The organism is Sulfitobacter sp. GN1-4, assembly GCF_055693825.1.
On sequence record NZ_JBVFUQ010000003.1, the window covers coordinates 49,649 to 63,496 of the forward strand.

Annotated in this window: 13 protein-coding genes and 1 pseudogene; 3 read left to right on the forward strand and 11 right to left on the reverse strand. The window is 58.0% G+C overall.

Annotated features, from left to right (window positions below):
• Positions 1-38: 38 nt before the first annotated feature.
• Positions 39-1,121, reverse strand: coding sequence for an alcohol dehydrogenase family protein (locus ACZ1HM_RS00890; protein WP_472740610.1), 1,083 nt, complete (start codon positions 1,119-1,121; stop codon positions 39-41).
• Positions 1,122-1,289: 168 nt separating this feature from the next.
• Here ACZ1HM_RS00890 and ACZ1HM_RS00895 point away from each other — a divergent pair, with 168 nt between their 5' ends.
• On the forward strand, positions 1,290-1,679 hold the full coding sequence (locus ACZ1HM_RS00895; protein WP_472740612.1) for a carboxymuconolactone decarboxylase family protein: 390 nt from the start codon (positions 1,290-1,292) through the stop codon (positions 1,677-1,679).
• An 80-nt stretch (positions 1,680-1,759) separates the two neighbouring features.
• On the opposite strand, the gene ACZ1HM_RS00900 is transcribed toward ACZ1HM_RS00895, so the two are convergent.
• Together ACZ1HM_RS00900 and ACZ1HM_RS00905 are read right to left on the reverse strand one after the other, a co-directional pair.
• Positions 1,760-1,939: a hypothetical protein gene (locus ACZ1HM_RS00900; protein ID WP_472740614.1), complete on the reverse strand. Its 180-nt coding sequence runs from the start codon at positions 1,937-1,939 to the stop codon at positions 1,760-1,762.
• A gap of 141 nt (positions 1,940-2,080) precedes the next feature.
• Positions 2,081-2,689, reverse strand: coding sequence for a L,D-transpeptidase (locus tag ACZ1HM_RS00905; protein WP_472740616.1), 609 nt, complete (start codon positions 2,687-2,689; stop codon positions 2,081-2,083).
• 167 nt (positions 2,690-2,856) lie between these two features.
• Between ACZ1HM_RS00905 and dalA the strand changes: the two genes are divergently transcribed.
• Positions 2,857-3,366, forward strand: a complete 510-nt coding sequence (gene dalA / locus ACZ1HM_RS00910; protein ID WP_472740618.1) for a divisome-associated lipoprotein DalA — start codon at positions 2,857-2,859, stop codon at positions 3,364-3,366.
• A 107-nt stretch (positions 3,367-3,473) separates the two neighbouring features.
• Here dalA and ACZ1HM_RS00915 read toward each other — a convergent pair whose 3' ends face one another.
• The 7 genes and pseudogenes from ACZ1HM_RS00915 to hslO all read right to left on the reverse strand — a co-directional run bounded on the left by ACZ1HM_RS00915 (position 3,474) and on the right by hslO (position 11,885).
• Positions 3,474-3,971, reverse strand: coding sequence for a L,D-transpeptidase family protein (locus tag ACZ1HM_RS00915; RefSeq protein WP_472740620.1), 498 nt, complete (start codon positions 3,969-3,971; stop codon positions 3,474-3,476).
• 99 nt (positions 3,972-4,070) lie between these two features.
• A pseudogene (locus ACZ1HM_RS00920) lies at positions 4,071-5,290 on the reverse strand (class I SAM-dependent RNA methyltransferase).
• A gap of 2 nt (positions 5,291-5,292) precedes the next feature.
• On the reverse strand, positions 5,293-7,125 hold the full coding sequence (locus ACZ1HM_RS00925) for an ABC transporter ATP-binding protein (RefSeq protein WP_472740622.1): 1,833 nt from the start codon (positions 7,123-7,125) through the stop codon (positions 5,293-5,295).
• A gap of 3 nt (positions 7,126-7,128) precedes the next feature.
• Positions 7,129-8,973: an ABC transporter ATP-binding protein gene (locus ACZ1HM_RS00930; RefSeq protein ID WP_472740624.1), complete on the reverse strand. Its 1,845-nt coding sequence runs from the start codon at positions 8,971-8,973 to the stop codon at positions 7,129-7,131.
• 170 nt (positions 8,974-9,143) lie between these two features.
• Positions 9,144-10,322, reverse strand: coding sequence for a CCA tRNA nucleotidyltransferase (locus ACZ1HM_RS00935; RefSeq protein WP_472740626.1), 1,179 nt, complete (start codon positions 10,320-10,322; stop codon positions 9,144-9,146).
• Positions 10,298-10,894 (reverse strand): CoA pyrophosphatase, encoded by a 597-nt coding sequence (locus ACZ1HM_RS00940; protein WP_472740628.1) that lies wholly within the window; start codon positions 10,892-10,894, stop codon positions 10,298-10,300. Before ACZ1HM_RS00940 ends, ACZ1HM_RS00935 begins: the two co-directional genes overlap by 25 nt.
• Positions 10,887-11,885 carry an Hsp33 family molecular chaperone HslO gene (gene hslO / locus ACZ1HM_RS00945; RefSeq protein ID WP_472740630.1) on the reverse strand — a complete coding sequence of 333 codons (999 nt, stop codon included), beginning with the start codon at positions 11,883-11,885 and terminating at the stop codon, positions 10,887-10,889. Before hslO ends, ACZ1HM_RS00940 begins: the two co-directional genes overlap by 8 nt.
• A 77-nt stretch (positions 11,886-11,962) precedes the next feature.
• On the opposite strand from hslO, the gene ACZ1HM_RS00950 reads away from it, so the two are divergent.
• Positions 11,963-12,415 carry an NUDIX domain-containing protein gene (locus ACZ1HM_RS00950; protein WP_472740632.1) on the forward strand — a complete coding sequence of 151 codons (453 nt, stop codon included), beginning with the start codon at positions 11,963-11,965 and terminating at the stop codon, positions 12,413-12,415.
• A gap of 51 nt (positions 12,416-12,466) precedes the next feature.
• Here the strand turns inward: ACZ1HM_RS00950 and ACZ1HM_RS00955 are convergent, their stop codons facing one another.
• On the reverse strand, positions 12,467-13,741 hold the full coding sequence (locus ACZ1HM_RS00955; protein ID WP_472740634.1) for a PP2C family protein-serine/threonine phosphatase: 1,275 nt from the start codon (positions 13,739-13,741) through the stop codon (positions 12,467-12,469).
• Between the last annotated feature and the right edge of the window lie 107 nt (positions 13,742-13,848).

Consider the following 13,848-nt stretch of genomic DNA (forward strand, 5'->3'; position numbering starts at 1 on the left):
GGCACTGAGAATGGACGCGTGTCGGGTGTTCGACCGCGTTAAGGCGTCACGACGATGTTGCCGGTATGCTCTTTTGCAATGAACGCGGTCTGCGCGGCGTGCAGGTCTTCCAAAGCATAGCTGGCTGCAAGCGCAGGTTTAATCTCACCCGCTTCGATGTAACGCACAAGGTTTTCCATCACGACGGGGTCAATCACGGTTGATCCGGTAAAAGTCAGATCGCGCAGATAGAACGTGCGCAGGTCGAAATCCACCATTGGTCCGGCAATGGCCCCAGAGCATGTATAACGTCCGCCGCGCTCCAAAATTTCAATCAGCTCGGGCCAATACGGGCCACCAACCACGTCAGCGACAACGGTGATCTTTTCATCGCCCAATGCGGCGCGCAGATCATCCGGCCCACGCCCGATGATCATGTCCGGGCCAAGCGTGGCCACATCCCCGTGCTTGGCATCAGAGGCCATCGCAATCACCCGCGCGCCACGACGCTTCGCCAGCTGAACAACCGCACCACCCACTCCACCTGAGGCACCGGGCACCAGGACCGTATCCGCTGACGTTACCTCAGCCCGTGTCAGCATCCCTTCCGCGGTGGAGTAGGAACATGAAAACGTCGCAAGCTCCGCGTCCGACAGATCAGACGTAACCGCAAGCGCGTTCACGGACGGAATTGTCGTATATTCAGCAAAACCGCCATCACGCTCAGAGCCGAAATAGCCACATTTACCTTTGTTCAAAGGATCGCTCGGATCGCGCAGCCAATTGTCCGTGATAATCCGCTCACCAATCCGGGCCGTATCAACCCCGGCACCCACAGCGACAATCTCTCCGCACACATCCGCACCCTGAACGCGTGGAAATACGATAGGCGATCCGCCCCAAGTGGGGTCATCTTGACCCACCTCTTCAAAGGCATCGCCAGTGGTGGGTTCCGTCACCGTCTTGGAATACCAGCCCGACCGCGTGTTCACGTCGGTATTGTTCAAACCGCAGGCCCCAACCTTTACCAGAACCTCGCCCGCAGCTGGTTCAGGGGTGGGGTAGCTTTCGTGAAACTGTATCATGTCCATGCCACCGTGACCCATGGTCACCATAGCGCGCATTGCGGGGGGAATCGTCATAAGGCACCTCCGTTTTGGAAGGTATGCCGCAAGCCAGAGGCTGTGTCAGGTCCATGACCGGCATGCGCAGGTCGGTATCGCACCAGCGCGCAACACGCCTATTGGGGCAAAGCTGAACTTGCGCTACCAGCGTACCGGACCCCGACATCTCACACGAAAGGATACCGCATGAGCACCTTTGACGAGGATCTGTTCCTCAAAGGGTTGGAACAACGCAAAGGCACCCTGGGTGCCGCATATGTTGAGAAAAACCTCGCCGCCGCTGACGATTTCACCCGACCCTTCCAAGAAGCGATGACAGCATGGTGCTGGGGATTTGGCTGGGGCGATGATGTGATTGACGCCAAGACCCGGTCGATGATGAACCTGTCAATGATCGGCGCGTTGGGCAAAATGGCCGAATGGGAGATTCACTGCCGCGGCGCGATCAATAACGGCGTTTCCAAAGAAGAGATTCGCGCCATCATCCATGTGGTGGCCATCTACTGCGGCGTGCCGCAAGGGCTTGAGTGCTTTCGCGTCGCCCGCAAAGTGTTGGAAGAGCAAGGGCAGCTGTAGTGGCTGCTTCCCTATCCCCGAACGCAAAGAAGGCGGCACGAAAAGCGCCGCCTTCTTTGTTTTAGATGCTGAGTTCCGAATTAGTCGGACAGAGCTGCAGCAACCAGCACCAGCAGAACCAGTGGGATGATGACGCCACCGGAAGAACCGGTTGCTTCTTCAACGATCACAGGTGCTTCGATCACTGGATCCGCCAGGGAGCCAGCAAAAGCAGTGGATGCGGCAGCAGACAGCGCAGCAGCGAGAACGAGCTTCTTCATAACATAACCTCCAGAAGTGGCGTGCAACGCAATTACGCGCACACGCGCCCAAGACTTACCTCGTAGGACTTTCTAAACAGCATAAACACGGGAATGCAAACCCGGATTTCCCCGCTGTGTCCCACAAGCGCCCGAATGTCGTCAAATAAGCAACACTTGTGTGCCCACATTGGCCATCTCGAAAAGCTCCTCAATATGCTCATTATAAAGGCCAATGCAGCCGTTTGAGGATTTACGCCCAATCTTGCGCGTATCGTGGGTGCCGTGAATACGGTAATACGTCCAGCTTAGGTGCAGCGACCGTGTGCCAAGCGGATTGTCGGGGCCAGGACCAATATAGTCAGGCCATTCCGGGTTACGCTTTTTCATAGAAGGCGTCGGACGCCAGTCAGGCTCAGGATCTTTTAGCGTGACCCGCGTGCGGCCCCGGCGTGTCAGATCTTCGGTCAGCGGAACGCTGGATGGGTAAAGCTTATAAATGCTTTGGTCTTCGGACCAATAGTGTACCGCGCGGCTGTCAATATCGACCAGAATCGCCCCGTTGCGGGTGTTATCGAAATAAGGCTGCCAATCCAGCGTGCGGAAGCTTGAGATGTTGCGGCGCACAGATTCGGTGATGTCACGCTCAACCTGGGTTGTCGCCGCAGAGTTGACGCCGCTGGTCTGCGCCAACGCCGGTGTGGCCAGCATGGCCGTGCTGCCAGCCAGAAAGCTGCGGCGGCTGGTGGCGGAAAAACGCTTATTAGACATTGTCTGCTCCATAATTGCAGTTTTGCTAAACTAGCGAATTTATATGGCTCGAAAGTCGCAGTATCAAATCAAACAACCGTCATCCGGCACGGTAACGCCGATGTGCGTTTGAACTGCAACGTGCAGCGCGATAAGGCAGGTAAACCTGTTACGAGGAAAACAACAGCATGCTCCGTATCACATCCATCCTCTCGGTTTTGATCTTGGCCCTGGCCGCTTGCGCCCCAACACCGCCCCCTTTGGGCAGTGATGGCCAAGCCCGCGCACAGGTCTACCGCATCAGTCGTGGTGATACCGGCAAGATCCAGTTCCGCATGCTCGATTCGGTGAATGCCCTGCGCCAAGCCAGTGGCGGTGCCGCTGTGCAGCTTGATCCCAAGCTTAACGCCGCCGCCGCAACGCATTCGCGGGACATGTCCGTGCAAAACCGCCCCTGGCACTTTGGCTCTGACGGGTCTTCTCCCATCGACCGCATTGCACGCGTGGGCTATGGTGGCCGACTGATCGGCGAGACGATCTCAGAAACATACGAATCTGAGCTGGAAACGCTGGCGGCCTGGATGGAACAGCCAGACACACGCCGTGTTCTGATGTCGCCTGAAGCGCGGAACATGGGCTTTGCCTGGTATCAGGAAAGCAATGGCAAGATCTGGTGGACCTTGGTGATGGGGAACTAAGGCGCTTTCAGCCTATCCCGCCAAGTCGGGCGTAATTCAAACCGGCCAAACCCACACCCTACCGTGTTCCGAATCGGTCTCTCACCAATCCAATCCGGGTTGTTCCCTTACGGATTGATCTGAATGGGCGTGCCGTCACGCACCATGGCGTAGATGTCTTCCATCTCTTTGTTCTTCACCGCAATACAGCCCCAGGTCCAATCCCCAGTGTCTTTCCTAAGCGGATTGCGCTGCCCGTGGATAAAGATATCGCCACCGGGTTCTTTGCCCATCGCCGCGGCGCGGGCACGATCCCGTGCGTTGGGGTATGAAATGCCCAGCGACAGATGGAACCGTGAATTCGGATTGCGCCGGTCAATCCAATAAATGCCCTCGGGCGTTCTACCATCCCCTTCGATGGCTTTGTGACCAACGGGGGCAAAGCCCAGACGAATGTTGTATTCCTCAAGCACCTTGTCGTGGTGCAGCAGATACATCCGACGCGCCTCTTTGTTCACCACAACATAGGTCACTTCAGGGCCGTAATACCGTTTGAATTTACTGGGGCTGCAGGCACCAAGCGCCACCAGCGCCGTCCCACCAAGTATCAAATGTCTGCGTTTCATCGCCTGTGCCTCTTTTGCGGGCTTATCGCCCTGCTTTGGCGCTAGCATATACCACAATTGCGCGTGTTCAAAAGACTGTGAGCACCCCGCAGGGCTTTGTCAGCCGGAGGTGGTGAAAGATGCGGCAAGTTCGACATGTGCGGACCAGCGGAATTGATCCACCACTTGCACCCAATTGAGTTGATACCCGGCATCACACAGCATCCGCGCATCCCGCGCAAAGGTGACAGGGTTACAGGACACAAAGGCGATGCGTGGGACTGCCGCTTTGCAAATCTCACTCACCTGACGTTCGGCCCCGGCACGGGGCGGGTCAATCACCGCAGCGTCAAAGGCGGCCAACTCATCGGGCAAAAGCGGGCGGCGGAACAGATCCCGCGCCTCTGTGGTCAAAGGTTTCAACCCGGTTGCCTTGCGCCATCCCATCTCCAACGCCTCAACCATCTCCGCTTCGCCCTCAACCGCGTGCACGGTGCCAAGGGCAGAGAGCGGAAGCGAAAAGGTGCCGCAGCCGGAAAAGAGATCAACGATCTGCCCCGCGTCCCCCACAGCCTCATGAACGGCGCGCATCAGCGCCCGCTCCCCGTCGCGCGTCGCTTGCAAGAAGGAACCGGGGGCGGCGTGACATCGGCATTGCCAAAGCGCTGCATCGGGGCGGCGCGCATCGCGATGACGTCACCCTCCCAAGCCAGCCGGGCCAAAGCCAGCTGTTCACAAAGCTGCGCCAAGGCAAGCCGCAGGGGGCCATCCAGGGGCTTGCCGCCTGACACCGCCACATCCAGGCCAGCATCAGATGCGGTCACCGTCACCGCAAGCGCTGCTTTGCGGCTGGCCCCCACCATCGCCAATGCCTTTGCCACCTCCAGCCCGGCGCGCACCTGCGGCAACAGCAACTGGCAATCAGGCACTTCAATGACGGTGTCTGATCCGCGCCCGTAAAACCCAGCCATCGCACCTTTCTTTGTGCGTCGTGCGGCAAAGGTGGCCCGTCTGCGAGACAACGCAGGAGAGGTTTCGATGGGCCGAAACACTGTCTCTAACCCGTGTGAGGTGAGCGCCTGTTTGACAACATCAACTTTCCAAGCTGCCACAAGATCATCTGATGCATGCTGCAACCCGCAGCCGCCACAAGATTTGAAATGACGGCAAGGTGGCGCAACACGATCGTCAGAAGGCGTGACAATGCGCACATCATGCAGGTTCTGCCCCTCCAGCCTGCCTGTGACCACCTCACCCGGCAGGGTCATCGGCGCAAAGACAGGGCCAGGCGCAATTCCATCGCCAAGGTGGCCCAGCCGCTCAATCCTGTATTCTGTCATTGCTATTCAGCGGCCTTCACGTTCAAAAATCCACCAGACTGCCGCTGCCAATACCGCGCATACAATCCGTCTTGGGCCAATAGCTGTTGATGGGTGCCGGTTTCAACAATCTGTCCTGCGTCCATCACCACAATCCGGTCCATCTCGGTCAGGGTGGACAGCCGGTGTGCAATCGCAAGCACGGTCTTGCCTTCCATCACGCGGGTCAAGGCGGTCTGAATCGCCGCTTCAACCTCACTATCAAGCGCCGACGTTGCTTCATCCAGAACCAGGATTGGCGCGTCTTTCAGAATGGCACGTGCCAAAGCGATCCGCTGCCGCTGCCCGCCAGATAACTTGACCCCGCGCTCACCCAAATGCGCGTCATAGCCTTTGCGGCCCCGATGATCCTGCAGATCCTGGATGAAAACATGCGCCTCTGCACCTTCTGCCGCGGCAATCACCTCATCCTCTGTGGCGTCGGGCCGACCGTAAAGAATGTTGTCGCGCGCAGAGCGGTTGAACATCGCCGTTTCCTGCGTGACCATCCCAATATTGCGGCGCAGGCTTTCCTGCGTCACATGGCGCAGGTCCTTCCCATCAATGCTGATCTTGCCTTCTTCGGCCTCATAAAGGCGCAGCAGCAAAGCGACGAGCGTGGATTTGCCCGCACCAGAGGCACCGACAATCCCCAGCTTTTCCCCCGGTTTGATGGTCAAACTCACATCCGAAATACCGCCCGTCTGGCGACCATAGGCAAAGCCAAGAGCATCCAGCGCGATCTCTCCGCGCGCCACGACCAGCGGCTGTGCATCGGGCAGATCTTCGACCCGGACACGCGGGGTGAGGGTTTTCATCCCATCCTCAACCTCACCGATGTTGGAATAGATCGCCATCAGCGTGAAACTGACCCAGCCTGTCATCTGCGCAATCCGGATCGCCACGGCACCTGCGGCGACGATGTCGCCTTCGCTGGCTATCCCGCGTTGCCACAACAAGATCGTCCCGCCCAGCAAGATCACCGGCAACAGCCCCGCAAGCGTCATGAGCGAAAATCGAAACCCAGCTGAGAGATATCCAAACTCCAGCGCCCGCGCGCGGAAACTTTCCATGGCCCCCAACGCCGCGCGGTCTTCATGATCGGCATGCGCAAAAAGCTTGACCGTCTTGATGTTGGTGATCGTATCCACGACCTGGCCCGATACCATCGCACGCGCCGCCGCTCGCCCGGCTGAACGTTTGCGGATGCGCGGCAAGAACCACCGGATCAGTGCGAAGTAAAAGCACAGCCAAACGCCAAACCCAATCGCGACACGCCAGTCAATCGCGATCAGCAAAGCAACAGAGCCCAACAGCGATGCCAGCGCAAAGGTGACCACATTGATCACCTCTACCACCACATCCGTGACCGCCCGCGCGGTCTGCATCTGCTTTTGGGCAATGCGACCTGCGAAATCATCGTCAAAGAAACTCACGTTCTGGCCCAAGGTCCAACGGTGCAGGCGCGACAGCACCATGGGGTTCACGTTGGGTGCCACGATGATGGAATTGGACGCCGACGACAGGCCAAACAAAATGGGCCGCGCCACCAGGAAAAAGGCCACCGCCCCCACAACCAACGCCATATTCCCGGCCGCGAAAAACGCCTCTGGCCCGGCATTGACTGCCGCATCAATCACCCGCCCCAGGATATAGGCCGTTCCGGCCTCCATCGCCCCCGCAAGCGCGGAGAAAAACGCAGCCAAACACAACGCAGGCCAAGCCCCCGACAGACACCAGCGCATAAAAGCGGCCAAAAATCGCGGCGGCGGGCCATCGGCCTGCGCAAAGGGTTTGATCCAATTCTCAATGCGCACGCATCATTCCTCAGCCTCAACATCCAGTTTCAAAAAGCCGCCTGACTGCCGCTCCCAGAAATCTGCATATAGTCCGCCTTGGGCCAAAAGCGCGTCATGGCGACCATCTTCAACAATGCGGCCATCGTCCAGCACCACGATCCGGTCCATTTCAGCAATGGTCGACAAACGGTGCGCAATCGCGATCACGGTTTTGCCCGTCATCATGCCGTAAAGCGTCTGCTGGATCATCGCCTCCACCTCACTATCCAGGGCAGATGTTGCTTCATCCAACACCAGGATCGGCGCGTCTTTCAAAATCACGCGCGCCAGGGTGATGCGCTGCCGCTGACCACCTGAGAGCTTCACTCCACGCTCACCCACGCGGGCATCATACCCGCTGCGCCCTTCGGGATCGGCCAGATCCAGGATGAAATCATGCGCCTGCGCTTGCTTTGCTGCGGCAATCATCTCTTCCTCTGTGGCATCAGGGCGACCATAAAGGATGTTTTCACGCACCGAACGGTGCAACAAAGAGCTGTCTTGCTGAACCATCCCAATGTTGCGGCGCAAGCTGTCCTGGGTCACCTCTGCGATATCCTGACCATCAATCAGGATCCGCCCGCCTTCTGCGTCATAAAAGCGAAGCAGCAGCTTAACGAGCGTCGATTTACCTGCACCAGACCGCCCGACAATACCAATCCGCTCACCCGCTTGAATATCAAGGCTGACCTTTTGCAGCCCGCCCTGAGACCGGCCGTAATGATGGGTCAGGCCCTGAAGTTCAATCCGGCCATCGGTCAGGTCAAGCGGCTTTGCATCTGGTTTATCGACCAAGGTGATCGGCTGCGCGATGGTTTCCATGCCTTCGGCAACAACACCCAGTTCACGAAAAAAGGACGACAGCGCCCACATGATCCAGCCGGTCATGGCATTGAGCCGCAAGGTCAGCGCAGCCGCAGCCGCGACAACACCAACGGTGGCTTCGCCCCAGGTCCAAAGCGCAAGCGCCCAACCGACAACCCCAAGGATCAGCAACCCATTCAGCACAGTCAGCCAAACGTCCATCACGGTAAAAATCCGCATCTCTTTTTGAAACGTCTGACGGGCGTATTCGATGGCTTCTTTGGCGTGATCCACTTCCAGATCATGATGGGCGAACATCTTGACCGAATGGATGTTGGTATAAGCATCCACAACGCGCCCCGTCACCTGCGACCGCGCATCAGAAGCCGCCTGCGACGCAGGGCCAACCCGTGTCACCGTCCACTGTACAAGCACAGCATAGAGCACCAACCAAATCAGCATCGGCAGCATCAGCCGCCAGTCACCCGTGCTCAGCAAGATGGCCGCGCCGATGACATATGCCAGCGAATAGGAAATCGCATCAAAGGTCTGAAACACCACCTCACCGGCGGCGGGTGGTGTTTGCATGATCCGGTTCGCGATACGCCCGGCGAAATCATTCTCAAACCAACCAACGGATTGGCGCAGCACCTGACGGTGCGCCCGCCAGCGGATCAACGTGCCGACATTTGGCAGGATTGTGTTGTTGATCAACGCCACATCAGCGGCCTGCAGGATGGGCCGCAAGAATAGGATGAACAACCCGACCCACAACAGCTCCGTGCCGTAGGTTTCCCACATCTTTGAGGGGTCCGTGCCCAACAGATCGACCACCCGACCCATGTAGTAGATCAGCCAAATCTCAACAGCTGCGACCACAATCGACATGAGGCCGGTCACAACAAACACCCGTTTGAAAGGCAAACAATAATCCCGCAAGAACGGCCAAAGCTTGCGCGGCGGGGTATCCGTCTCTTGATACGGAACGTAAGGATCAATGAGGTTTTCGAAAAAGCGGAACATGGGGCGAAGGCCTTTGACGGTATGTGCAAAATGATCGACGCCGCGCCCAGCGCAGACCCGATAAGAGATGTGGTGAAAAGGCGTTTAGCCTAGCCAGATCCCGCGAAACATTTTGCTACCCTCCATATTCTGCCAGCTGGATACGCCAAAACCCTGAGCGAGTCGAGCGTTCAGGGCAAAGCCAGCAGATCGGCCTTGGTCATTGAAAAACCTGAGGCAATCCAAACCGCTTCGAGCGCTGAGAGTTTTTGGCCCAGCGCACGGCCCTGATAGGCAGGCATCAGATCGGCGGCCTGGATGGGGAATGTCTCAGCCGCGGCCTTTGAAATCGTCTCTAACACGTCGTGGGGTGGTGCAGCCTCCGACAACACGGCGCGCAAGGCAGCAGCACTTGTCGCGCACCTTTCACCGTGACGATACGCAACCTCAGCCAACCCAGGTCCGGCAAACCCCACCTCCTGCAAGAGGCCCAACGCCTTGCTGTCCGCCTTGCTCATCCGCAACCGGTCTGCGGCATCCGCACCGCCCAAGGCGGCAAGTCGGGTGATCCAATCAGGCGACAGGCCCAGAAGGCCCTCAATGTGGATCAAAGGGGCCAGGAACCGCATGTCCGATCCGGGCAAAAGGGATGACAACACCCCTGTCTGATCCATCACGCCAAGCGCAGGGGCCGGATCAGGAGCGGCAAGCAGCTTGGCCATCTCTTGGCCAATCCGCTCAGCCGAAAGCTGTGCCAGGCCATCGGTATTTCGGGCAACGGCATCCAGGGTATCGGCATCAAACCCCTGCCCGCTATCCGCATACCAGGCGGAAAACCGAAAAAACCGCAATATGCGCAGGTAGTCCTCTTTGATGCGGGCATCCGGGTCTTCGATAAAGCGCACGCGCCGCGCCACAAGATCGGGCAGTCCGCCCAAGGGATCCAGAACAGCCCCCGTTGCATCCGCATAAAGCGCATTCATCGTGAAATCGCGGCGGCGCGCATCGTCGTTGATGTCTTCTGAAAACGCCACAACGGCCCTTCGGCCATCTGTTGCAACGTCCTTTCTAAAGGTGGTGACTTCAAAGGCGGCACCCTGGGCAACAACGGTGATCGTGCCATGATCAATCCCAGTCGGAACCGCGCGCAGCCCAGCGGCCTCTGCCAGACGGGTGACATCCGCAGGGCGCGCGCTGGTGGCCAGATCAACATCACTATCGGGCAAATCCAAAAGCGCATTGCGCACACAGCCGCCCACAAAAAACACATCAAACCCGCCCGCCGCAATCGCAGCACAAACAGCTTGCGCCGCTTGATCCTTTAACCAGGCGGTGCCGGCCGGGATTACGATGTCATGCGTTCGGTCCATGCCCGCAACATACGCGCGGTTGCGCCCCAGATGTAATAGGGGCCGTAAGGCACCGCAAAATAATGGCGCCGTGTGCCACGCCAGCGCCGGGATTCAATCAGGTAGTTCTGTGGGTTCAGCACATGCTCAAGCGGGACTGAGAACACCTCTTCCACTTCGCCCGGCTCCGGGATGATCTCAAATCCGTCTCTCACAAAGGCAAAAACAGGTGTAACTGTGAACCCCGTCACCGTTTCATGGGAAGACAGCGTGCCCAGCACATCTACAAGATCACTGGGCAACCCAATCTCTTCGCGGGCTTCGCGCAGGGCCGCGGCAATGACATCGGCATCGCCCTCATCCTGTTTGCCACCGGGAAAGGCGATCTGTCCGGGGTGGTGTTTGAGCGCAGAGGACCGTTTGGTCAGCAACAGATGCAGAACACCATCCCGTTCGATAATCGGTGCCAAAACACCAGCGGGCCGCAAAATGCGCCCCTCTGGCAGCTTCACATCCGGGTTGAGATCAAAATCAGATGTTTCTGTCCCATCCCGTGCAAGCGCTGCGCGAATGACATCAATCTGGTCAACCACCCGGCGCGGCTTCCGCTTCGAAACCAACAGTGGCCGGGTCCAGATCGTAATGGGCCCCGCAGAACTGGCAATCTGCTGTCACGCGACCCTCATCGGTGGTCATCTTTTCGATGTCCTTGGCCGAATAGATCGACAGGCTTTGACGCACGCGGTCTTCCGAACAGGTACAGCCGAAACGCACGGCCTGCGCATCAAACACGCGCGGTTGTTCTTCGTGAAACAGACGCAACAGCAAATCCGTCGGCGGCACAGAAGGCCCGATCAGTTCCAAATCTTCAACCGTATCAAGCAGGATGTTCACGCGGTTCCAATTCTCTTCCTCGCTGCCTGACACCAAATCAGACGCAGCAAGCAAATCGCCCGTGCCCTCACCGGTGGCCGCAAAGGGGGACGCTTTGGGCATATGCTGCAGCATCACGCCCCCTGCGCGCCAATGCTCTGCCTTTTGCGGCTCAGAGGACCGCCCAAAGCTCAGCGAAAACCGGGTTGGCAATTGTTCAGACTGCGCAAAATACGCCTCAGCACAGGCGGAAAGGGAGCCACCTGCCAGCGGGGTGATGCCCTGATACGGGCTCATCCCCTCGCCTTGGTCGATAATGATGGCGAAATACCCATCGCCCACCTGATCAAACGGCGCGCCCTCAGTCAGTTTATCGCGATCAAAGCTGGCGTAGGCGCGAATGCGGGCCGGTTCCCCTTCATTTTCTGGGCCGTAATAATCCGTGGCGATCATGCGCACAGCCCCCTTTGACTGTACCTGCAAGGATAGCTTCCACCGCAGCTTGATCGTTTGCCCAATCAAGGCCGTCAGCAAAGCCATCTCCGCGACCAATGCTTCTACAACAGGCGGATAGTCATGCTGTTTCAGAATGCCTTCCAACACACCATCAAGCCGCGCCACGCGGCCACGGATGTCGCTGTTGTCCAGCTGGAAGGGCAACACACTGTCGTCCCAGGCGATCTGCGCGCCATGCGAAAGATCTGCTGTCATCGGGGGTTTCCTTATCTCGGGCCGCTTGGCATACCGCGTCTATATAGGCGCAGCAAGGTGCTGCAAAAGGGGGTGCCATGATCCGACGTTTGGGCGAACCACCAAGGGCTGACATCTCATACCGTTTGCGGCCGGGCGCCTATGCGGTGCTGCCTTTGCAAAACCGGTTCCTTGTCACCGCGCAGATCACGCCAGAGCTGGACATCCAGCTGCCCGGCGGCGGCATTGATCCTGGTGAGTCACCGTTGCAAGCGTTGCACCGCGAAGTTTTGGAAGAAATCGGATGGCGCATCGCGCGGCCAAGACGGCTTGGCGCATTCCGCCGCTTTGTTTTCATGCCTGAGTATGACCTGTGGGCAGAAAAACTCTGCACTGTTTATGTCGCCCACCCCGTGCGCCAAATCACTGAGCCGGTTGAGCCGGATCACGTCACATTGGTTCTGTCCCAGGCTGAGGCGATGGCGCAGCTTGGCAATGATGGGGATCGAAGCATGTTGGCCCGATATCTGGCCCAAAGCGGAACAGCCTGACGCTAATAACCCGGCCCGATCCCGTTCTGTGCAGTGTGACCTAAGTCAACCTCAGGCCGGTCCCCGGTATTCAGACAACATGCCTGACACATCGTCAGGAAAGTCTTCGGTCCCCGCAAACTTTGTCAGATCCCAGATGATCGCCTCAAACAGGGCCAAACCGGAAATATCGCTGAAACGCTCAACCATCCGTTCAATCCCATCTTCGCCCAGCAAGTTGCCCTGTTGATCTGGGCATTCTGTTACCCCGTCTGACAAAACCAAAAACCGGTCTCCGGGCATCAGCTGAACCTGAAATTGATCATAGGTGATGTCCTGCACCAGACCCACGGGAAAGCCGCCCCACCCCACCGGTTCAACACAGCCGTTTGCCCGTTGCACCAAGGGGTGCGGATGACCGGCCTGAGTGATGCATACCGTTCCCGTCTTAAGATCAACAAAGGCAAGCAGCAGGGTAAAATAGTGATCATTCACCACACCGCTTTGCGCCAGCGTGTTCAGATCTGCCACCACATCCTTTGGGGGACGCGCAAAGTAGCGGCCGTCTGGCTGACGCTCCAGCGCCATGTTGTGATCGGGTGCCGCCGCTGAAAGGTTGCCCGCCAGACGGGCGGTCAACAGCGCCGAACTGACACCGTGGCCAGATACATCCACCGCAAACATCCCCAACTTGTGATCATCGGTCGGGAAATAACCCACCAAATCGCCACCCACATGCCCGGCAGACCGCAACAGCAGCGATAGCGTGCCTTCGGGCAATTCCCGGTATTTGTCGCGCATCAGGGATTCTTGCAGCTTTTTGGCATCCATCAGATCGCGGTCCAACAGATCATAAACCCGCTGCAGTTCCTCTAACGTCTTGGTGACCAGCCGGTTCTTTTCCGACAGATCGCGCTGCATCCTGACAATCCGCTCACCTGCTGTGATGCGCGCGCGCAATTCGCTTGTGTCCACCGGCTTGACCAGAAAATCATCAGCGCCAGAATCCAGTCCCTGAGCAATCTCAGATTTTTCGCCCTTGGACGTCAGCAAGATGAAATAGCGATAATCCTCACCAGAAAGCTCTCTAAACTGGTGGCAGAATTCGATCCCGGATGTGCCGGGCATCATCCAATCGCTGATCACCATATCCGGCAAAGAATGCGCACAGATCTTCAAAGCGCTCTCTGCCCCATCGGCTTCTTCCACCAGATAGCCCCATTTGCGCAGGATCGCACAAAGGATGCGGCGTTGCAGACGGCTGTCATCGACCACAAGCACACGAAACGCCTGCGCAGCGTCTTCTTGGGGGGGCGGATACCCCTGCTGCAAGTGTTCAGCGTTCATCGATACCGTTTGCTTTTATGAGGTACGCGACCGCTGTGACACATCCCGGCTTAAAGCCGGCTTAAGAGCGCCATGGCCAAGCCGGGGCGCTGTTTTCATTTAGGTAA